Source organism: Clostridium pacaense (genome assembly GCF_020709765.2).
GTDB lineage: Bacteria > Bacillota > Clostridia > Lachnospirales > Lachnospiraceae > Enterocloster > Enterocloster hominis.
Map to the genome: position 1 here is coordinate 49471 of NZ_JAJFEB020000007.1, position 22110 is coordinate 71580.

Annotated in this window: 17 protein-coding genes, 1 pseudogene and 1 riboswitch; of the genes and pseudogenes, 7 read left to right on the plus strand and 11 right to left on the minus strand. The window is 53.9% G+C overall.

Going from position 1 to position 22110, the window contains the following annotated elements:
- Positions 1-120 precede the first annotated feature (120 nt).
- The gene (locus tag LK536_RS43110; RefSeq protein ID WP_227796146.1) at positions 121-1482 is read right to left on the minus strand and encodes an MATE family efflux transporter; all 1362 of its coding nucleotides are present in this window, start codon (positions 1480-1482) and stop codon (positions 121-123) included.
- Positions 1483-1919: 437 nt separating this feature from the next.
- On the opposite strand from LK536_RS43110, the gene LK536_RS43115 reads away from it, so the two are divergent.
- Positions 1920-2477: a manganese efflux pump MntP gene (locus LK536_RS43115; protein ID WP_227796145.1), complete on the plus strand. Its 558-nt coding sequence runs from the start codon at positions 1920-1922 to the stop codon at positions 2475-2477.
- Positions 2478-2592: 115 nt separating this feature from the next.
- Here the strand turns inward: LK536_RS43115 and carB are convergent, their stop codons facing one another.
- From carB to LK536_RS43130, 3 genes are read right to left on the minus strand one after another with little or no spacing between them, the layout of a single operon-like run.
- Positions 2593-5811, minus strand: coding sequence for a carbamoyl-phosphate synthase large subunit (carB, locus tag LK536_RS43120; protein WP_120056915.1), 3219 nt, complete (start codon positions 5809-5811; stop codon positions 2593-2595).
- Positions 5811-6965, minus strand: a complete 1155-nt coding sequence (locus LK536_RS43125) for a carbamoyl phosphate synthase small subunit (RefSeq protein ID WP_008718277.1) — start codon at positions 6963-6965, stop codon at positions 5811-5813. Before LK536_RS43125 ends, carB begins: the two co-directional genes overlap by 1 nt.
- 32 nt (positions 6966-6997) lie before the next feature.
- Positions 6998-7117, minus strand: a complete 120-nt coding sequence (locus tag LK536_RS43130; RefSeq protein ID WP_329602241.1) for a DUF6783 domain-containing protein — start codon at positions 7115-7117, stop codon at positions 6998-7000.
- Between LK536_RS43130 and LK536_RS43135 the strand changes: the two are divergent.
- Positions 7076-7192 (plus strand): annotated as a pseudogene (locus tag LK536_RS43135) (DUF6783 domain-containing protein); the annotation flags it as partial. The gene LK536_RS43130 and the pseudogene LK536_RS43135 overlap by 42 nt on opposite strands.
- A 164-nt stretch (positions 7193-7356) precedes the next feature.
- On the opposite strand, the gene LK536_RS43140 reads toward LK536_RS43135, so the two are convergent.
- Positions 7357-8619 (minus strand): peptidoglycan-binding protein, encoded by a 1263-nt coding sequence (locus LK536_RS43140; protein ID WP_008718279.1) that lies wholly within the window; start codon positions 8617-8619, stop codon positions 7357-7359.
- A 136-nt stretch (positions 8620-8755) separates the two neighbouring features.
- Positions 8756-8870, plus strand: a riboswitch (FMN riboswitch).
- 417 nt (positions 8871-9287) lie between these two features.
- Between LK536_RS43140 and ribD the strand changes: the two genes are divergently transcribed.
- The 4 genes from ribD to ribH are packed head-to-tail and all read left to right on the plus strand — an operon-like array spanning position 9288 to position 12814.
- A complete protein-coding gene (gene ribD / locus LK536_RS43145; protein WP_235712159.1) occupies positions 9288-10400 on the plus strand; it encodes a bifunctional diaminohydroxyphosphoribosylaminopyrimidine deaminase/5-amino-6-(5-phosphoribosylamino)uracil reductase RibD in 1113 nt (370 codons plus the stop codon).
- Entirely contained in the window at positions 10382-11044 is a 663-nt protein-coding gene (gene ribE / locus LK536_RS43150) for a riboflavin synthase (RefSeq protein WP_227796144.1), read from the plus strand. The genes ribD and ribE overlap by 19 nt, the downstream gene beginning before the upstream one ends.
- Before the next feature lie 45 nt (positions 11045-11089).
- Positions 11090-12304: a bifunctional 3,4-dihydroxy-2-butanone-4-phosphate synthase/GTP cyclohydrolase II gene (locus LK536_RS43155; protein WP_227796143.1), complete on the plus strand. Its 1215-nt coding sequence runs from the start codon at positions 11090-11092 to the stop codon at positions 12302-12304.
- A 12-nt stretch (positions 12305-12316) separates the two neighbouring features.
- Positions 12317-12814 (plus strand): 6,7-dimethyl-8-ribityllumazine synthase, encoded by a 498-nt coding sequence (gene ribH / locus LK536_RS43160; protein WP_227796142.1) that lies wholly within the window; start codon positions 12317-12319, stop codon positions 12812-12814.
- Here ribH and LK536_RS43165 read toward each other — a convergent pair.
- Positions 12811-14121, minus strand: a complete 1311-nt coding sequence (locus LK536_RS43165) for an MATE family efflux transporter (protein ID WP_227796141.1) — start codon at positions 14119-14121, stop codon at positions 12811-12813. The genes ribH and LK536_RS43165 overlap by 4 nt on opposite strands.
- Positions 14122-14389: 268 nt before the next feature.
- Here LK536_RS43165 and LK536_RS43170 point away from each other — a divergent pair, with 268 nt between their 5' ends.
- Complete coding sequence (locus LK536_RS43170) at positions 14390-15145, plus strand: phosphatase (RefSeq protein ID WP_227796140.1); 756 nt, start codon at positions 14390-14392, stop codon at positions 15143-15145.
- A gap of 35 nt (positions 15146-15180) precedes the next feature.
- On the opposite strand, the gene LK536_RS43175 is transcribed toward LK536_RS43170, so the two are convergent.
- The 5 genes from LK536_RS43175 to LK536_RS43195 all read right to left on the minus strand — a co-directional run bounded on the left by LK536_RS43175 (position 15181) and on the right by LK536_RS43195 (position 22106).
- Entirely contained in the window at positions 15181-16221 is a 1041-nt protein-coding gene (locus tag LK536_RS43175; protein WP_008718307.1) for a LacI family DNA-binding transcriptional regulator, read from the minus strand.
- Between the two features lie 202 nt (positions 16222-16423).
- On the minus strand, positions 16424-17476 hold the full coding sequence (locus LK536_RS43180) for a sugar ABC transporter substrate-binding protein (RefSeq protein WP_227796139.1): 1053 nt from the start codon (positions 17474-17476) through the stop codon (positions 16424-16426).
- Positions 17477-17509: 33 nt separating this feature from the next.
- Entirely contained in the window at positions 17510-18475 is a 966-nt protein-coding gene (locus LK536_RS43185; protein WP_120056923.1) for an ABC transporter permease, read from the minus strand.
- The gene (locus tag LK536_RS43190; RefSeq protein ID WP_331472184.1) at positions 18476-19981 is read right to left on the minus strand and encodes a sugar ABC transporter ATP-binding protein; all 1506 of its coding nucleotides are present in this window, start codon (positions 19979-19981) and stop codon (positions 18476-18478) included.
- 13 nt (positions 19982-19994) lie between these two features.
- Entirely contained in the window at positions 19995-22106 is a 2112-nt protein-coding gene (locus tag LK536_RS43195) for a pyruvate formate lyase family protein (protein WP_120056925.1), read from the minus strand.
- Positions 22107-22110: the final 4 nt, after the last annotated feature.

Below are 22110 nucleotides of genomic sequence, written 5' to 3' on the forward strand. Positions count from 1 at the left end.
ATCATGGGAAAACGGTATTCTATTGTGGGTAAACGGCCTCCATCATGGGTAAACGGCCTCCATCATGGGTAAACGGCCCCCAATCGCAGATAACGCCATCAGGAAACCTGGCGCCATCTCCTACGCCAAAGGCATCGAATCCTGCCGCGGTATCTTCCTGCGTATCTTGCGGAAGGTAATCATATGGGCAACGGCCGTGATGGCCCAGGACACCGGATAGGACAGATAGAGCACGTCCAGGGAACGGTATACCGCAAACACGGTAAATACCCAGAGCACACGGAATCCGCAGGCCCCTGTCAGGGACACGAACATGGGAATGATGGAATATCCAAGGCCGCGCAGGCTGCCCACCATACAGTCCATGATGCCGCAGAGGAAATAAGTGCCGCAGATGATTTCCAGCCTCAGCATGCCGTAGTGGAGCACCTGGGCATCCGAGGAATAGATTCCCAGCAGCAAATCGCCTGCCAGCACGGCTGTTATCCCCAGCGTGATGCCCACAATGGTCACCACAGCCAGGCAGATATACATGATCCTGTTAATACGGCTGTATTTCCTGCCGCCGAGATTCTGGCTGGTAAAGCTGAGATTGGTCTGGTACACCGCGTTCATGGCTGTATACACAAACCCTTCGATATTGGCGGAAGCGGTATTGCCAGCCATGGCAATGGAGCCAAAGGAGTTGACCGAGGACTGGATCAGCACATTGGAAATGGAGAAGATGGCGCCCTGCATGCCGGCCGGAAGCCCAATCTTCACAATCCGTTTCAGCTTCTTTGGATAAATCCGCAGTTCCCTGAGGTTCAGCTTCAGGGCGCCCGGGGCTTCCATCAGGCTTTTCAGCACCAGAAGGGCTGACACATGCTCGGATATGACGGTTGCCCAGCCAACCCCGTCCACGCCCATTCCAAGACCTATGACAAAGAACAGGTTCAGCGCCACATTGACCACGCCTGCCATGAACAGGAAATACAGGGGCCGTCTGGTATCCCCGATTGCCCTCAGGATGGCCGCGCCGAAGTTATAGACCATCAGCACCGGCATGCCCAGGAAATAAATCCTCATATAAAGCACGGCCTGGTCCAGCACGTCATCCGGCGTCCCCATCAGGTGGAGCAGGGGCCTGGCTGCAACCCCTCCCAGGATTACCAGGAAAAGCCCGCTTAGCAGGCTTGTCAGCACGGCCGTGTGGACGGTCTCGCTCATGTCCTTTTCCCTCTGGCCGCCATAATACTTGGCCACCAGGACATTGACGCCCACGGAAAGGCCCACAAACACATTGATAAGCAGATTGATAAGGGAGGAGGTGGAGCCCACCGCCGCAAGGGCGCTGCTGCCGGCAAACCGGCCCACCACGATGATATCCGCTGCATTGAACAGAAGCTGCAGGATGCCTGACATCATCAAAGGAACGGAAAATAAAAGGATCTTGCTCAGAAGCGGGCCATTGCACATATCAATCTCATATGACTTTTTCATCTCACATACTATCTCCGTATATTCTGTTTTTTATCTTAACCAGGGCGCCCTGCCGCCGTGGCCTTCTGCCGGTTAAGGAACCGGGGCGTGTCTGCGTGAAGAATCCATGGAACGCCAGGCATGCGTACGTTTTTCAGTTTAGCACAAGGGCTGTTTTTTTACAATGAATTGAGAATTTTTCTTGACATTTTCTTCCTGGTCACTTAAAATGTAGCAAGTGATAAGGGAGTAGTTGGCATGCGGCGCATGTAATAAAGTCAACATACTGATAGTTTCTATCTGGCTTTATTTCAAATAATGAGACTTATCTACGGCATGGAAACCATGATTCCGGCAGTCTGTGAAGACAGGGCTCCCGGAGGATACCGTACATGGCCGTAGGTGGGTCTTTTTTTATACACCGTTCCATATATTAAACAAGTACGGGAGGATTCACTATGTCGTTAACTGAGCTGTTTATCATTGCCGTGGGGCTGTCCATGGATGCATTCGCAGTCTCTGTCTGTAAGGGACTGGCCATGCCGAGGATGAACTGGAAAGGCGCATTTATCGTGGGCCTGTATTTCGTGGGGTTCCAGGCCGCCATGCCATTGTTCGGGTACTTCCTTGGATCCAGGTTCAGCATGGCCATCAAGGCATATGACCATTGGATTGCGTTTATCCTTCTGGCCCTCATAGGTGCCGGCATGATAAAGGAATCCCTTGAAAAAGATGCAGAATGTGCCGACGCCTCCCTGGGTGTCCGGGAAATGGTCCTGCTCTCCGTGGCGACCAGCATCGACGCCCTGGCCGTGGGCGTCACCTTTGCATTCCTGGACGTGGACATTGTCCCCGCCGTGTCCTTTATCGGCGCGGTCACATTTACCCTGTCCATGGTTGGCGTAAAGGTTGGAAATGTCTTCGGCTGCAGGTATAAGTCAAAAGCGGAACTGACCGGAGGCATCATCCTCATCCTCATGGGAATCAAGATACTGCTGGAGCATCTGGGATTATAGCGGAGCGGACTGTCCACGAAGCGGGCCAGGGCCGTGTCCGTGAATCAAAAGTGCAGGTTATTCCTGTGCTTAGATTCACGGACACGGCCCTGTTTTTCCCTCCGGCCCCTGCTGTCTACGCGTTCTTCACCGTGGCGATATCAATCAGCGTCAGCTCCTTGGCCCGGTTCTCCAGGCTGGTCACAAGGGCTGCCGCCGTATCCAGGGAAGTCAGCACGTTCACACCTGTCTCGATTGCATTGCGGCGGATGATGAAGCCGTCGCGGCTGCGCTCTGCCCCCTGGGCCGGGATGTCGATGATCAGGTCAATCTGATGGCCCAGCACCAGGTCCAGGACATTGGGTGATTCCTGCTCCAGCTTGCGGATTTCGTATGCCTTTACGCCGTTTTTGTTCAGGGTCCTTGCGGTTCCCCGTGTGGCAAATATCTGATAGCCCACTGCCGCGAACCTGCGGGCAATGTCCACTGCCTCCTCCTGGTCGCTGTGGCGTACGCTCATGATCATTTTCTTATACTTTGGCAGACGGATCCCGGCTCCCTCAAAGGCCTTGTACAGCGCTTCGTTGAAGGTCTTTGCAATGCCCAGGCACTCGCCTGTGGACTTCATCTCCGGCCCAAGGCTGATGTCCGCGCCCCTGATCTTCTCAAAGGAGAACACGGGCATCTTGATGGCAATGTAATCCGCTGCCGGCTGCAGTCCGGGCCTGTAGCCCAGCTCCCTTATGGTGTGTCCGCAGATGATCTGGGTTGCCAGCGGCACGATGGGTATGCCTGTCACCTTGCTGATGTAGGGCACGGTACGCGAGGAACGGGGATTCACCTCGATGATATACACATCGTCCCCGTCCACAATGAACTGGATGTTAATCATTCCCTTTACATGAAGGGCCCTTGCCAGCTTCTCGGTGTAGTCCACGATGGTGTCAATGTTGTGCTGGGTGATATCCATGGCCGGATACACGGATATACTGTCGCCGGAATGGATTCCGGTACGCTCAATATGCTGCATGATGCCAGGAATCAGGATATCCGTGCCGTCGCAGATGGCGTCCACCTCGATTTCCTTGCCCATGATATATTTGTCCACAAGGATTGGGTGTTCCTGGGCAATCATGTTGATGATGCCGATGAACTCGTCAATGTCCTCGTCGCTGATGGCAATCTGCATGCCCTGTCCGCCCAGCACGTAGGAGGGCCTTACCAGTACGGGGTAGCCCAGCTCATGGGCAGCCTTTTTGGCCTCTTCTGCCGTGAATACGGTGTGGCCCGCGGGTCTTGGGATGTTACACTGCTCCAGGATTTCGTCAAAACGTTCCCTGTCCTCTGCCGCGTCCACATCCTCTGCCGCAGTGCCGAGGATGGGAACCCCCATCTTCATCAGGGCCTCTGTCAGCTTGATGGCTGTCTGCCCGCCGAACTGCACCACTGCCCCGTCCGGCTTCTCGATGTCCACGATGCTCTCCACATCCTCCGGGGTCAGGGGCTCGAAGTACAGCTTGTCCGCAATATCAAAATCCGTGCTCACCGTCTCCGGATTGTTATTTACGATGATGGTCTCATAGCCTTCCCGGCTGAATGCCCAGGTGCTGTGCACGGAGCAGAAGTCAAATTCAATCCCCTGTCCGATACGGATGGGGCCTGAACCAAGGACCAGGACCTTTTTGCGCCCTTCTGTCTTCTCTGCCTCGTTCATGCTTCCGAAACAGGAGTAATAATAAGGCGTCTCAGCCGCAAACTCAGCCGCGCAGGTGTCCACCATCTTGAATGCCGCCCGGATATCATTGTCATAGCGCTGCTTCTTGATTTCTTCCTGGGCAATCCCGGTAAGCCTTGCAATCACGTTGTCCGGGAATTCAATCCTCTTGGCCTCTGCAAGAAGCTCCGTGGTCAGACGGGCCTTGCCTTCCCCAACCGCCTTAAGGGCCTGTTCCATTTCCACCAGGATGGAAAGCTTGTCAATGAACCACAGGTCAATCCGTGTGATTTCGTGGATTTCTTCATAGGAAATGCCTCTGCGCAGGGCCTCGGCAATCCTCCAGATCCTCATGTCGTCCACTTTTTCCAGCTGTTCCCTCAGCTCACTGTCCGTAAGCCCGGTAAAATCATAGGACAGCAGGCAGTCCACATGCTGCTCCAGGGAGCGGATTGCCTTCATCAGGCCTCCTTCAAAGTTGGTGCAGATACTCATGACCTCGCCCGTTGCCTTCATCTGGGTTCCCAGGGTACGCTTGGCGCTGATGAATTTATCAAATGGAAGCCTTGGCATCTTGACCACGCAGTAGTCCAGCATTGGCTCAAAGCTTGCGTATGTCTTCTTTGTGACCGCGTTCTTAATCTCATCCAGGGTATAACCCAGGGCAATCTTGGCTGCCACCTTGGCAATGGGGTATCCGGTTGCCTTGCTGGCCAGGGCCGAGGAACGGCTTACACGGGGGTTTACCTCGATGACACAGTATTCAAAGCTGTCCGGGTTCAGGGCATACTGCACGTTGCAGCCCCCGGTAATGCCCAGCTCGCTTATGATGTTTAAGGCTGAGGTGCGCAGCATCTGGTATTCCTTGTCGCCCAGGGTCTGGGATGGCGCCACCACGATGCTGTCGCCTGTATGGACGCCCACCGGGTCGATGTTTTCCATATTACATACCGTGATGACATTGCCTGCGCCGTCACGCATGACCTCGTACTCGATTTCCTTCCAGCCCGCGATGCAGCGCTCCACCAGGACCTGTCCCACGCGGGAAAGCCTGAGTCCGTTTTCCAGAATCTCGGCGCACTGTTCCGGGTTCGCTGCAATACCGCCGCCGGAGCCGCCCAGGGTATAGGCCGGACGGAGTACCACTGGATAGCCGATCTGGGCCGCAATCTCCAGGCCGTGCTTCACATCCTCCACAATATCGGAAGGAGCCACAGGCTCGCCGATTTTCTCCATGGTCTCCTTGAACATCTCGCGGTCTTCCGCCTTCTTGATGGTCAGGGCCGTGGTGCCGATCAGGCGTACATTGTGTTCCTTAAAAAAGCCTGCGTCCTCCAGCTCCATGGCCAGGTTAAGGCCTGCCTGTCCGCCCAGGGTGGGCAGCACGCTGTCCGGCTTTTCCTTTAATATAAGCTGTTCCACCACTTCCACGGTCAGGGGTTCAATGTAAACCCGGTCCGCAATATCCTTATCCGTCATGATGGTGGCCGGGTTGGAGTTTAAAAGCACCACCTCCACGCCCTCTTCCTTTAAGGAACGGCAGGCCTGTGTGCCCGCATAGTCAAATTCAGCGGCCTGTCCGATGATGATCGGGCCGGAGCCAAGTACAAGGACTTTCTTAATATCAGGATTCTTTGGCATCAGTCATTCACCTCCATCATTTTCAGGAAACGGTCAAACAGGTAACCGGAATCCAGTGGTCCGGGGCAGGCCTCGGGGTGGTACTGCACCGTGAAAATATTCTTGCCCACATATTTAAGCCCCTCATTGGTGCCGTCATTTACATTCACAAAAGCGGGAACCGCGATATCCGGGGTCACTGTCTCCATATCAACCACATAGCCGTGGTTCTGGGATGAGATATATACCCTTCCTGTTTCTAAATCCTTAACCGGATGGTTGCCTCCCCTGTGTCCGTATTTTAACTTATAAGTATCCATGCCGTTGGCCAGGGCCATGAGCTGGTGTCCCAGGCAGATGGCAAAAATCGGCACGTCCGATGCATAAAGTTTCTTTATTTCTTCTATGACAGCCGTATTCTCCTTGGGGTCCCCGGGGCCGTTGCTGAGCATGATGCCGTCAGGGCAGGCTGCCAGCACTTCCTCTGCCGGGGTGTCTGCGGGATATACGGTAACCTCACAGCCAAGGCTGTTCAGGGAACGCGCAATGTTCTTCTTTGCGCCGTAATCCATAAGGGCCACCTTCTTGCCCGCGCCCGGGAAGCTGCCAGCCGGAAGGCCGTCTTTGCCGGAAAGCCTGCTGTTGTCTGAAGGACCGCTGTCAGCAAGGCTTTTTCCAGGAAGCACATACTTCTCCTTCGTGGTGGTCTTCATGACCACGCCGGTGACGCCGTACTCTTTCATGCGCTTTATGGGTCCGCTTAAATCGGTATATTCACTGGTGGTGATCATACCGTTCATGGTGCCTTTTTCTCTTAAGATTTTGGTAAGGGCTCTTGTATCGATACCGCAGATGCCGGGAATGTCGTGGCGTTTTAAGAAGTTCTGGATGGTATCCTCGCTACGGAAGTTGCTGGGGATTCTTGATAATTCTCTAACAATATAGCCGTCCGGCCAGGGTTTTGCTGATTCCATGTCTTCATGGCAGATTCCGTAATTGCCAATAAGGGGATATGTCATGACAACTGCCTGTCCCGCGTAAGACGGATCGGTCAGCACTTCCAGATAACCGGTCATTGATGTGTTAAACACGATTTCACTGATAACTTCACGTTCTGAACCAATACTTGTCCCGGTGAATACAGTTCCATCTTCCAGTATGAGGTATGCTTTCATATGGGGGTACCTGTCCTTTCTTATGTGTTTGCTCATGGGCCGGAGCATGTTTGAAAATTGCTTTCCGTCAGCTGTGCGTCCCACTTCGTGGGAGATTTGGTCCCGATGAGGGAGGCGTAGCGGGCTACGTTGACCGAATTGGGACCAAATATGCCGCGATGTGGGGCGTGCAGATGGCGGGAATGAATTTTCAAACATGCTCTACGTTATCTCAGCCCAAATTGTAAAGATTATACTGTATTTCGATTTATTATTCAATAGCTTTAAGGGCTAAATTTTTTTGTTTCAATCTAATAGTTTTTTAGAACAGGCCGGGCCGCAAGCAGGGCCTAAAAACAGCATCAGACCGCCCGGCATAAGCGGCCTGATGCCCATCTGTCTGTTATCCCTGCTACACCAGCTCTGCAATCCTGGTAATCCCCACATAGATATGGGATATCCGATACCATGTGGCAAAATCCACCACGCCGGTCTGGGGAAGCCCGAAAATGGACTGGAATTCCCGCACCGCATCCGCTGTCCTTGGGCCGTAAATCCCGTCAGGGGTCACCCTTGGGATGGCAGTATAAACAGTTGCAATCATATCCAGCTGTTCCTGCATCTGGCGGACCTTGTCGCCTGTGCTGCCAAGGGTCAGGTCATTGCCGGGCCAGGATGCCGGGATACCGGATATCTGCTCTGCCGTGTTGACATAGATGCTGTCCCCATAAAAATACCGCAGGATTTCAATTGGACTGTAACCCTGCTCCCCCAGGGAGCATGACCCCCACTGTGTCATCCAGTTTGGACACTGTACCTGGCGCCCGTCACAGTACTGGGTCAGGATGGGCTGGCGCACGCCTGGCCTGGACAGGTAATTGTCAAATATCTCATCTACAATCAGGGAAATGCTCTCAAATATGTTCCTGCCGTATATCCATTTATGGTCAAAGGCAGTGGAGGATGTGATGGTAAAATCATACCCCTGGTTCCTGTACCACTCCGTATAAACGCGGTTCAGGGTAAATGACATGATGGCCAGCACGTTGGCCGTGATGGTGGCCCTGGGCCAGGTGGAGTAGATTTCACTGGAGGCCACATTTTTAATGTAATCCCTGTAGGGCACATAGTAATCCTTTGCCGTCCGGTCCGTGGGCGCCCCGTCATGGACCACCACGGTCTGGGGGACCACCACGCGGCTTAAGACGATTTCCCCGCTCTCGTTCACAGGCTTTATCTCTGCCTCTGCAATCTTGGGCGGATAATTCCCATAAAGGGTGTGGTCCGGAATCACAATCGGATCCTCGGGAGGCGTCCCCTCCCCTGCCGGCGTCATGCTGACTGGCTGGATGGCAGTGGACTCAGCCAGTATCTCGGTTCCCGATACCTCCACCGGGTCAAATCCCTCCGCCTCCACGGTCAGGTTGTATTCCGAATATGGCTGGATGATGCCTGGTTCCAGGCTCAGCTCCACCGGAGGCGCGGGAAGGGAGACCGTCTCTGTCTGGCCTGAACTGTTGGTCTGAAGCTGTTCCAGGGCGCTTGTTGGCTCTCCCTTGTAACTGATTGTAACCCTGGCATTCTGGATGGGGAAATTGTTCTGGATGTTGATTACATTAATCTGCAGCATTCCACTGGATGTCCGTTCTGGATTGGTTGCCATGTAATACCTCATAATCTCTTATCATTACCTAAATATAAGCAGGGCCTTCTTATTATATGCATGTCCCGGTTGGAAAAAGGTATTTTACATTTTTCAGGAAATGCTTGACATCCGTGCCCTGCCTGTCTATAATAACACTCAATTGAATCAATATCTTCAGGGCAGGGTGCGATTCCCTACCGGTGGTACAGCCCACGAGCCGCAAGGCATGATTCGGTGTGATTCCGAAGCCGACAGTATAGTCTGGATGGAAGAAGATGGACATGGATGTTTTATGATGGATGGATTATGATGGATTATTTATCCCGGCCAGTATGCCCGGGATGGATTTGAAGACTGGTCCCATCCGTATGAAGAATGTTAATGGCTGCCCTGGTATGACGACATACCGGGGCATTTTTTATCATAACATGTAAAGCAGACCGTATTATGTTGATTTCACCCGATTGGCGGATGCATCTGATAGTGGATTCATCTGATGATGGATGCATCTGATGGCGGATTCATCCGATGGTGGATGCATCTGATGGCGGATTCATCCGATGGTGGATACAGGCCAATCGATGTACGGATATCGGCATATCTCAAAGCTTCCCCTTCCACCCGCCCTGGACCTGATGTTCAAGGCGTTTTTTATTCCATTCTTTTACATTTTCCCATCATGAAAAGGAGGTGTCCAAATGTCGGAAATATCCGATAACATCTACATGGGCCGCGCCCTTGCCCTTGCTGCAAAAGGGGAAGGCCGCGTTAACCCCAATCCCCTGGTGGGCGCTGTCATTGTCAGGGACGGCGCCGTCATCGGCCAGGGATATCACGGTTTTTACGGCGGTCCCCACGCTGAACGGGCCGCCCTTGACTCCCTGACCGCGCCAGCCAAAGGGGCCGTGCTCTACGTCACCTTAGAGCCATGCTGCCATTATGGCAAAACCCCGCCCTGCACGGATGCCATCATAAAAAGCGGCATCCGCCGGGTGGTCATCGGCGCCAGGGACCCTAACCCGCTGGTTGCGGGAAAAGGGATTGCGGCCCTTAAGAGTCACGGGATTGAAGTAATCCAGGGCGTTTTAGAGGAGGAATGCATCTGCCAGAATGAGGTCTTCTTCCACTTCATCCGCACCAGGCAGCCCTATGTGGTCATGAAATACGCCATGACCATGGATGGCAGGACAGCCACATCCGGCCGCCTGTCCAGATGGATTACCGGGGAACAGGCCCGGGAGCACGTCCATAAGACCAGGAACCGTTTAAGCGCCGTCATGACAGGGCTTGGGACCATCCTTGCAGATGACCCGCAGTTAACCTGCCGAATCCCGGGCGGAAGGAATCCGGTGCGCATCATCTGCGATACCCGCCTCATGACACCGCTTACATCCAACGTAGTCAGGACCGCTCCCCATGTCAGGACCATCCTGGCAACCTGCTGCCAGGACCCTGCCGCCATGGCTCCCTTTAAGGATGCGGGCTGCGAAATCCTGATCCTGCCCGAAAGGGACGGTCACACGGACCTTAGGTTCCTGATGGAACGCCTGGGCGGGATGGATATTGACAGCGTCCTGCTGGAAGGAGGCAGCGCCCTCAACTGGTCCGCGCTGGACCAGGGCATTGTCCATAAGCTTCAGGCCTACATTGCCCCAAAGATTTTCGGCGGAGAAAAGGGACTTTGCCCGGTAGGAGGGAAAGGGGTGGAACTGCCCGGAATGGCTTTCACCCTGGAACCCCCAAAAATCACGGTCCTTGGCAGGGATATCCTTTTAGAAAGCGGGGTGGTTCCTTGTTCACAGGCATCATAGAGGAAACAGGGACCCTGGTGTCCTCCATCCGCGGCCCCCGCTCCTGTGTGTTGGATATCAGGGCGCGCGCCGTCTTAGACGGCACCGTGCCCGGTGACAGCATTGCGGTTAACGGCGTATGCCTCACTGCCTCCGCTGTCTCATCAACCGGATTCACGGCTGATGTCATGCCGGAAACCATGGCGCGTACCGGTCTTGGATCCATGAACCCCGGCGCCCTTGTGAATCTGGAACGGGCAATGGCTGCAGACGGGCGGTTCGGCGGACATATTGTCTCCGGCCACATTGACGGCACCGGAACCATTTCCATGATAAAGCGGGAAGGCAATGCCATCTGGTACACCGTCCGCACCTGCCCTTCCATCCTGGACCTCATCATAGAAAAAGGCTCCATTGCCATGGATGGGATCAGCCTCACCGTTGCCAGGGTGACGGACCGGGATTTTTGCGTATCTGTCATCCCGCACACTGCCGGCCATACGAACCTGGTCCGTAAGACAGTGGGAAGCACGGTGAATCTGGAAAATGACTGTGTGGGGAAATATGTGGGGAAATACCTAGCAAAGCTGCTTACAGTCCCGCGCCATGACCGCCATCCCGGGTCCGCCGTGACGGAGGAATTTTTATTAAGGAACGGTTTTTAATCTTACCCATCCATATGAATCCACAATTATAAGGAGGTTAACATCATGTATCACTTTAACACCGTAGAGGAGGCGCTGGACAGCCTGCGCCAGGGCAGGATCATCCTGGTCACGGATGATGAGGACCGGGAAAATGAAGGCGATTTTATCTGCGCCGCCCAGTATGCCACCACGGAGAATGTCAACTTCATGGCAGTCCACGGCAAAGGTCTTATCTGCATGCCCATGAGCCGGGAGCTTTGCCAGAAGCTTAAATTCCCGCAGATGGTAGCGGACAACGGCGATAACCATGAAACTGCATTTACGGTATCCGTGGACCATATAAGCACGGCCACCGGCATTTCTGCACAGGAACGCGGGACCACGGCCCGTTCCTGCGCGGATGAGGGTGCAAAGCCCGGGGATTTCCGCCGTCCAGGCCATATGTTTCCCTTGATGGCAAAGGAAAACGGCGTCCTGGAGCGTCCCGGCCACACAGAGGCCACCGTGGACCTGATGCGCCTGGCCGGACTGAAGGAATGCGGCCTATGCTGTGAAATCATGAAGGAGGACGGTACCATGATGCGCACACCGCAGCTCATGGAACTGGCCGGACACTGGGGGCTTGCCATCACCACCATAAAAGCCATCCAGGATTACCGCAAGCAGCATGACTGCCTGGTGGAACGCGTGGCCTGCACCAGGATGCCTACCCGGTACGGGACCTTCCGCGCTTACGGCTACGTGGACAAGCTAAGCGGCGAGCACCATGTTGCCCTGGTAAAGGGAGACATCGGGGACGGCAGGGACCTTCTATGCCGTGTACACTCCGAATGCCTGACAGGCGATGGGTTCGGCTCCCTGCGCTGTGACTGCGGGCAGCAGTTTGCCGCCGCCATGGGACAGATTGAAAAGGAAGGGCGCGGCATCCTGCTCTACATGCGCCAGGAGGGACGGGGCATTGGCCTGATTAACAAGCTGAAGGCATATGAGCTTCAGGACCATGGGATGGATACCTTGGAAGCCAACCTGGCCCTGGGATTTAAAGGGGATATGCGGGAGTATCATATCGGCGCCCAGATACTCAAGGACCTGGGCGCCAGGACCCTGCGGCTGCTGACCAACAACCCGGACAAGGTGTACCAGCTCTCCGGGTTCGGATTGGAAATCATAAAACGGGTCCCCATCCAGATGGAACCCACTGGCCATGACCTTTTTTACCTGAAAACAAAACAGCAGAGGATGGGACACATCCTGCACTACGAAAGGAATACAATATAAGGAGGATTCATTATGAATATATATGAAGGAAAACTGATACCGGACAACATGAAGGTGGGCATTGTAGCCGCCCGTTTCAACGAATTCATCACCTCCAGGCTCTTAAGCGGCGCCCTGGACGGATTAAGGCGCCATGACGTGGAGGACGGGAATATTGACGTTGCATGGGTGCCCGGAGCTTTTGAGATTCCTCTGGCAGCTTTAAGGATGGCTTCCAGCGGCAGATATGACGCCGTCATCTGCCTTGGGGCCGTCATCCGCGGCAGCACAAGCCACTATGACCATGTGTGCAGTGAGGTTTCCAAGGGAATTGCCCATGTATCCCTTACAAGCGGGATTCCTGTCATGTTCGGCGTGCTGACCACGGAAAATATCGAACAGGCCATTGAACGCGCAGGCTCCAAGGCCGGCAACAAGGGCTATGAGTGCGCCATGGGAGCCATTGAGATGGCAAACCTGATGCGTGGGATGGGTGCATCTGACGGAAAGCAATTTTCAAACACGCCCTAACGCGCGGCGCCGGCCCTCCTGATTCCCCACACGGACACCAGGCAGGCCAATGCCTCAGCCAGCACAAACGCAAGCCACACCCCGTCCATCCCCCATATGCCAGGCAGCAGGAACGCAAGGGGGATGATGGCCAGGCAGCCCCTGACAATGGATATGGCGAATGCTTTCCCGGTTTCGGTCACAGCGCTTAAAAAAGCCGCGCTGACAATATTAATCCCTGCAAAGAGGAATCCTGCAAAATACAGCTGGATTCCCCGCCTTGCAATGGGCACCAGCTCCTGGCTGCCTTCGCTGTTGAATATGGCGATGATTCCCTGCCACCATGAATTGGCGCAGGCATAGATACCGGCCGCCAGCACAATGGAAAGGATGGCCCCATACCGGAACACAAGCTTTAACGTCTTTCCATCCCCCGCCCCGTAACTGCGGCTTGCCAGGGGCTGCATCCCCTGGGCAATCCCTGTGAATACAGCGGTCACCACCAGCGCCAGGTTTGCCACGATGCCGTAGGCCGCCACCCCGGTATTGCCTGCCAGGGACAGGATGATGAGGTTAAACATCATGAGCACGATGCCGGATGACAATTCCGTTATAAAGGAGGACACGCCCGGTGACAGGATGGATACGGCTTCCCTCAGGCTCCACCTGCACCTTATGATGGACAGGGAGCTTTTTTTCCCGGACAGATGCAGGGCAAGCACGCCCATGCTGATGACAGGAGCAAGCCCGGTCGCAAAGGCCGCTCCGGACATCCCCATGGAAAAGGGAAACATGAACAGGTAATCCAGGGCAATATTGGCCAGGCTTCCCGTCAGCATGGCTGCCATGGACAGCTTTGGGTTCCCGTCATTGCGGACAAAGGCCAGCAGGGTATTGTTCATGATGAAACAGGGGGCAAAGCAGAGGATGACCCTCAGGTAGACCACCGTATTGTCCATGGTGTCCCCGTCCGCCCCCAGGACAGCCGCAAGGACGGGCGCGCACAAAAGACCGGCTAAAAGGAACACGCCTCCCGCTGCCAGCGCCAGTCCCACGGTCCTTGTGAATACCTGCCCCGCCTCCCTTTCATGCCCCTGGAACCTGAAGATGGAAAACCGGGTGCCTCCTCCGGCGCCCATCATAAGTCCGGTGGCATTGATTACACTGTACACGGAAATAGCCAGGTTAAGGGCTGCCAGGCCGCTGGTTCCCAGGGCCTTGGATACAAAATACGTATCGGCTAGGATATAACATGACAGCCCGATCATCCCCATCACGTTGAGTCCCACATATCTGAAAAATTCATAAGCTCCGCTGTTTTTTCCCATCCCTGTCCTCCCTATGCAGCCGGCGGAAAGCAATTTTCAAACACGATTTAGTGCCACCAGCTGGATTTTCCCGAAAAAAAGCCCGGACACATTCCTTCTTTGACCTAACGGAATGTGTTCAGGCACATAAGCGCTGCATACCCGGTGGCAGGCAGCTGTGTTTACTTATTCATATCTTGATAAAGTCTATCATGATCCTGTGTTTTTATCAAGGATTTGTGATAGACTATACAGTAAATATTCAATGACTGGAAATGAGGAATCCCATATGAGACCAATTGAACTTGATGTCCACACACACACGGTTGCCAGCGGACACGCCTACGCAACACTGACCGAGATGGCAAAGGCTGCTTCAGATAAAGGACTTAAACTGTTAGGCATTACCGAGCACACCAAAGGTATAGCCGGAACCTGCGAGGATATTTACTTTGTCAACCTGAAGGTGGTGCCCAGGCAGATGTTTGGAATAGAACTGATGCTTGGCGCTGAAATCAATATCCTGGATTACCAGGGTACCTTAAGCCTTGGTAAACGGTACATGAAGCACCTGGACCTGAGGATAGCCGACATACACAAAATGTGCTATAAGCCGGGCACCCCAAGACAAAACACAGACGCTGTGCTGAGCGCCATTGCCAATCCGGAGGTGGATATCATCAGCCATCCGGATGACGGGACATGCCCCCTGATATACGAGGAAATCGTCGTTGCGGCCAAACGCTGCCACACCCTGCTGGAAGTAAACAACAATTCCCTGCGCACACCCACACGTAAAAACGCCCACGAAAATGTACTCACTTTTTTAAACCTCTGCAAAAAGCACCGTGTTCCCGTCATTGCCAGCAGCGATGCCCATTATACTGCGGATATCGCCAATCTGGACCATGCCGTCCCCGTATTGGAGGAAGCGGATTTCCCGCAGGACCTGGTGGTGAATTACAGTCTGGAACAGTTTAAGGAGTATATTGCATATAACAGGACCCACTCCATTTATGCCGGCGCTGGTGTTCCTATCTCCTGACTGGCCATTCCGGCGCCATCATCCTGCGCCTTCCACTACCCCCGTATATCCCGCACAGTCTCCCCCTTCACCAGATTAGTGGCAATCACATGGTGGCATATCTCCTCACAATGCCCTTCCCTGCCATAGTCCCGGTTAATCTTACAGCTTAAACACTCCACAGCCGTAATTGACATCTTGGCCTTATAGGAACTGATGGTGGTCAGGTCAAAGGGCAGGGCCATCCTGGACTGGATATGGTCAAAGCCCACCAGGGAAATGTCTTCGGGTATGCGGATTCCCTTCTTGTGCAGGCAGGTCCACGCCTCCCATGCAAGGATGTCGCTGAATGCAAAGATGGCCGTAAATTCCAGCCCTTCCTCCAGCACCTGTTCCACAACCCCGGAACAGTTGGACCTGGATACATCAATCTCACGCACCAGCTTTTCATCCACCTCAATTCCGGCCTCCGCCAGCGCCTTCCCATAGCCCATCCGGCGCTCCCTGGCACTGGATATGTAGCTGGGTCCGTTGAGCATGAGTATCTTCTTATGACCGTTTTCTATCAGGTAATGGACCGCCTGGTAACCGCCCAGCACATCGTCGCACACCACATAGTTGGCATCCACGGTATCATGGTAACGTCCAATCTGTATGAACGGGACCCCGGAATCCAGCAGGAACTTAAGGTTGCTGTCATCCTCCTGGGCCGGACAGATAATGATGCCGTCCACATTCTTATTGATGGCGGTCTTGATGGCATCCCGCTCAATCCCCGAATTCTCATTGGTATTCAGGAGGAATGAAGAATACCCCAGTCCCCTTGCATGATTCTCAATCTCTTTTGTCATAATGGCAAAATGGGGGTTGGAAATATCCCCCAGTATCACGGCAATGGTATTGGTATAACCAAGACGCAGGGATGAGGCAATGGTATTATTGATGTAGCCCATCTCCTTGGCTTCTTTCTTAATCAGCTCAATGGTTTCTTCGGAGATGTCGTCCTTTCCCCTGAGGGCCCTGGATACCGTGTTGACGCTGTACCCGGTCCGCTTTGCCAGGTCTTTCAGTGTAACTGTCTGTTTTACTCGTTTCAATGTTAATCATCACCCCGGTAATAACGTTAATGTAATTTTGTGCTCTTGTCAACTGGTTCTTTTGGAAGTGCGTGAAAAATGCATGGGCACTGCATCTGCTGCGGTCTGGAAACCCTGTCTGCAAAACAGGCCGGGGCGGGGCAGCGTCCTGTACGCTGCCGCCCGCCCCGGCCCGCCTTGCCAACATTACTGGTACTGTACTTTATTCGGGAAGCTTAATCCTGTCATAGTAGCCGTCCACATTGTCTTTTGTCACCAGCTCAAATGGGATATCCATCCTCTCAACGGTCTCGCCTCTGGCTGCCTTGACCGCCATATCCAGCGCATTGGTTCCCTGTCCGATGGCATCCTGGAAACAGGTTGCATCCAGTTCCCCGGCCTTGATGGAATCCAGGGCGTCCACGATGGCGTCAATACCGGTAATTGTAATCTGGTCTTTCTTTCCGGCTGCCTTAACAGCTTCCAGCGCGCCCAGGGCCATGCCGTCATTCTGGCATACGATGGCATCCAATTCGGTTCCGGCTGTCAGAAGGTTCTCAATCAGGGCCATGGCCTCTTCACGCTGCCAGTTGCCTGTCTGGTCAAAAACGATTTCAATGTCAGGGTAATCCTTTAACACGGTCTCATATCCCGCAAACCTGCCCTGCTCCGCAAATGCCCCAAGAGGCCCGCGCAGGACAGCAATCTTGCCCTTGCCGCCAAGCTTCTCAGCCACGTACTTCATCTCAATCTCACCGCCGTTTTCATTGGAAGAACCAACCCATACCTGGCCCTGGTCCCCTGTGACATCCGCGCTGCATGTGATGACCGGAATCCCTGCGTCCACAACCGTCTTGACGGCGGATGCAAGTGCGTCCGCATCCACGGGTGAAATGATGACCGCGTCCACGCCCTGTGCCACAAAGCTGTCTAACTGGGAAGCCTGCTTGTCAGACTGGCTCTCCGCATCATTGATGATCAGCTTGACATTGTCATAATTCTTAAGCTGCAGTTCCATGGCTCCCTGAAGCATGGTCATGAACTCCTCGGACAGGTTCTGGAGGGTACATCCAATCACAAGCTCCTCCCCCTCCGCTGCCGCCTCTGTGTCTGCCGGCGCTGACGTGTCCGCCGCCGCTGTATCCGCGGGCGCTGCTGTCCCTGCCGGCGCTGCCGCGGGTGCCGCTGTTGTCTCTGCGGGCTTGGATCCGCATCCCGTCAAGCTCCCAAGCACCATTGCTGCCCCCAATACTCCTGCTAATAACTGTTTCTTCATATTCTTCCTCCTTATTATGTTTACTGCTATTTATTACCTGGCGCCTTTTCTGTCGATGAGAACCGCCACCAGGATAATTAACCCTTTTACAATCTGCTGCCAATAAGATGATACGTTAAGTATGTCAAGGCCGTTGCTGATGGTGCCGATGATCAGCGCGCCCACCAGGACGCCTATGACCTTGCCCCGTCCTCCTTCCATGCTGGTGCCTCCGATGACAGAGGCCGCGATTGCATCCAGCTCATACCCGCTTCCCACCACCGGGGACGCGGAGTTCAGTCTTGCCGTCAGTATCATGCCCACCAGGGCTGCCAGGATGCCTGAATAAATGTAAGCAAACAGCTTAATCCTGTGTACCTTGATGCCTGAGGCCTCTGCGGCCATCTCATTGCCGCCCACCGCATAGATATAGCGTCCCAGCCTGGTATTGTTAAGGATGAAGTGGGACACGGCCACCACCACTAAAAGGATATAGATGGGCACCGGGATTCCCAGGAAGAATCCGGCTCCCAGATATGTAAACTCAGGAAGCAGCCCTGAAACAGGACGCCCCTTTGTAAACAGCTGGGCCGCGCCTCTTGCAATGGTCATCATGACCATGGTCACGATAAACGGCGGAAGCTTTCCTTTTGTAACAAATACCCCGTTAAACAGCCCGCACACCGCGCCGATTAAAAGTCCTATAAGAAGGGCCGCGGGCATGGGAAGGATGGGGCTGGCTGATTTGATGAAGCTGGCCGACACCACTGCTGCGATTGCAAGCACCGAACCCACGCTTAAGTCAATCCCTCCTGTGATGATGACCATGGTCATGCCCATGGCCAGGATTGCATTGAAGGAAATCTGTCTTACAATGTTCATGATATTGCCAAGGGACAGGAAAACCGGATTGAATACAGCAAACAGGATACACATGATGATGAATGCAAAGTATATCCCGTACTGGGAGAATTTTCCTATGTCAAAGCCCTTCTTTGTACGTCTGTATGCCTGTTCCATTTACCCCACCTCACTCAACGGTTTATTCTGTATGGTTGCGCGTTTCATGATTTCCATCTGGCTGATATCTCCCTCATGAAGCTCGCCTGTGAGCCGCCCTTCCGAGAGCACCAGGACCCGGTCGCTCATGCCTATGATTTCGGGCAGTTCCGAGGATATCATGATGACGGCCTTGCCTTCATTGGCCAATGTGTTAATCAGCTTGTATATCTCTGTCTTGGCCCCGATATCAATGCCCCTGGTAGGCTCATCCAGGATCAGTATCTCAGGCTTTGAAAGCATCCATTTTGCAATGACCACCTTCTGCTGGTTGCCGCCTGACAGGGATACCACCGGGGTCTTCCGCCCCATCACCTTGATGCCAAACTGCTCAATGGACCTGTCAACCTGGTCATTCTCCGCCTTTTTATCAAGGATTCCCATCTTCTCAAACAGCTTCAGCACGCTGAGGCTTATATTAAAGCCAGTGGTATCCTTCAGGTTAAGGCCCAATAACTTCCTGTCCTCAGGCACCAGCGCTATCCGGTTCTTGATGGCATCGCTGGTGCTTCGTATCTGCACCTGCTTTCCTTTGATGTATATTTCCCCGCTGTCGCTGGGGTTCAGCCCGAAGATGGCCTCGGCCAGTTCGGTCCTTCCCGCGCCCATAAGCCCGGCAATCCCAAGGATTTCACCCTTTCTGAGGGTGAAGCTTACGTCCTCAAACCTTCCCCTGCGCCCCAGGTTTTTGACCTCCAGGATTGTCTCCCCGATGTTCTTATCCCTTCGCTCATATACATCCTTAAGTTCCCTACCGATCATCATGGCAATCAGGGTATCCTTATCCAGCTCCGTCTTCATCCTTGTGCCAATGTACTCCCCGTCCCTTAACACGGTAATCCGGTCAGCCACCTTGAAAATCTCATCCAGTTTATGGGAAATGAACACAATGGCCTTATTCTGCGCCTTCAGCCGGAATACCAGGTCATATAGGTTTTCAATCTCCCTGTCACTGATGGCAGACGTGGGTTCATCCATGATTAAAAGTTCTGAGTTAAAGGAAACAGCCTTTGCGATTTCCACCAGCTGGACCTGGGCCACGCTCAGGGTCCCCATCTGCGCCCTGGGGTCAATCTCAATCTTCATCTCCTCAAAAAGTTCCCTTGTCCCCCGGATGATTGCCTTTTTGTCCAGCATCCCTGCTTTGTTCTTCGGCTCCCTTCCAAGGAATACATTTTCCGCCACGGTCAGGTAGGGGACCGGCATCAGTTCCTGATGGATCATGGATATACGGTTGGCAATGGCCTCCACCGGGTTTCCTATCTTAACCGGATTTCCTTTAAGGATGATCTCACCTTCATCCGCCTGGTACAGTCCGGCGATGATCTTCATCAGGGTGGATTTCCCTGCTCCGTTTTCCCCTATGACCACATGGATTTCCCCCAGTTCAAGGTCAAGGCTTATATTGTTAAGGGCCTTGACGCCATAGAAGGATTTACTTATATTCTTAATCTGCAGATATGACACTACCACCCCTCCTCTAAACAGTAAGCTCCATCCTCTTGATGATCTGGTTCTGGTACACCTCATCCAGCTCCACGAAATACCCGCTCCAGCCCCAGACGCGCACAATCAGGTTCTTGTGGTTCTCCGGGTGTTCCTTCGCATCCAGCATGGTTTCCCGGTTCACTGCATTAATCTGCATCTGGTGCCCGCCCATGTCCATGAAGCTTTTGACGAACACCGCCACCTTGCGTATGCTGTCCTCATTGCGGAACATGCTGTCATGCAGTTCAATGGTCAGCGGACCGCCGTTGGCCACCCGTTCCAGATGGGGTTTGGAAAATGACTTAATGATGGAAACAGGTCCTTCCAGCCGTGTAAACAGGCTGGGCGAATAGTTACAGGCCAGTTCTTCCCCCTCATTCCTTCCATCCGGGGTGGGATGCTGGTTGCGGGAATGCCAAACATAGTACATGGCAGACCCGGTGCCTGCCCGGAAGATTCCTCCCATATCATTGTTCCTGCCTTCCAGGGAATCCGCAAACCAGTCCAAAAGCCTGGTTGCCAGTTCATCCACCCTGTCATCGTCATTGCCCATCTTAGGCGACTGGTAGCGGAGCATGTTCTGGATATCCTCATATCCCTTAAAGTCCGCGTCCAGCATCTTAAGCAGTTCCTCTGCCGTAAACATCCTGTCCTCATACACATACTTGCGGATGGCCGCAAGGGAGTCCACTGCCGTGGAAAGCCCGGTGCCGTGGAATCCATAGTTGTTATACAGATTTCCCTTGGAAATATCCCTGGCCCGCTCCACGCATCCGTCCATCATCAGGCTCATAAGGGGCGCCGGCTCCATATATACATTATGTACGCTGTCGCACAGTTCCCCAGCCATCCTGAATATTTCCCCCTTCACCTTATCCATGAATGCCTCAAAGGTCCCGCATCCGGGAAGGCTGTCCAGCACATCCAGCACCACTGCCGCAAAGGACAGGCCGTTGACATTGGGGATATCCATCCCTGTTCCCGGGATGATGAATTCCCAGCAGGCCGCCACCACGTAATCATACGCATCCTTTTCTGCATAGCCCCAGTGCCTCAGACAGGGTATCACCACATCATCATTAGCGTACTGCGGGAATCCCAGGCCCTGTCTGGTCAGCTGGGTTCCCCGCTCATATCTGGCAAGGGGCGTGTCCTTATTCACCCGCAGGTTGATCTTGGGGTCAATGAGCTTAAGTTCCAGGCTGGCCTGCAGGCACAGGTCGGACAGTTCATTGAAGCTATCGCTTCCATCCGGGTTCAGCCCGCCCAGGACCATGCTCTGCCCGTTATCCCCCTGCTGCATGCCCGGATACAGGTCGCTGTCCTTGTTACAGGAAATGAAAAATTCCTCCAGCAGTTCCAGGGCCTCCTCTTTGGTCAGCCTGCCGCTTTCCATGTCTGCTTTGTAATATGGATACATGTACTGGTCAAACCGCCCAAAGGTATTGTGGTAATTAAAGCTGCACCACAGGCAGTAATGAAGCAGGCGGAGGAACTGCAGCGCTTCCATGAAGGTGCCCGGGCGCTGCTTCGGTATGTGCCCAAACACCCGGGCCATCTCCGGGTTGCCGGCCCGCTGTGCCTCTTCCCCATAGCGTCCGGCAAATGCTTCGATGGCGTCCAGCGTTTCCGTCAGCGCATTGAGATAGCGGAGGCTTTCTGATTCCAATCCGTGCCCCGTGCCTTGGGCGGACGGGCCGCCCTGCCCATCCAGGGCATACATCCCCTTCTGCCTTTCAATCTCCCTCCTCACCGCGTCAAATCCCCGGTCTAACAGCAGTCCGTAACGCGGGTTGATATTACAGACCTTCCCCTGCTCATGGATATAGTGGTCTTTCTTAATCTCCTTCCATTCATCCTCAGTAAATATCTCATAATTCACAGGAACCGTACGGATCAGGCCAATCCTCTCATCCTTAAACACCACCGGCCTCTCCTGCTCCAGCATATATGTAAGCCTCTTCACACTGCGTTCCAGGCCGGACAGTCCCTGTTCATGGAAATCCTCAGCCAGGGCATAGGGGCTGTCCTTTTCCCTGCGGAACCGCTTCTGGATTTTCTGTACCACATATCTGTCCAGCAACATCTCTATCCTTGCGTTCATGTCA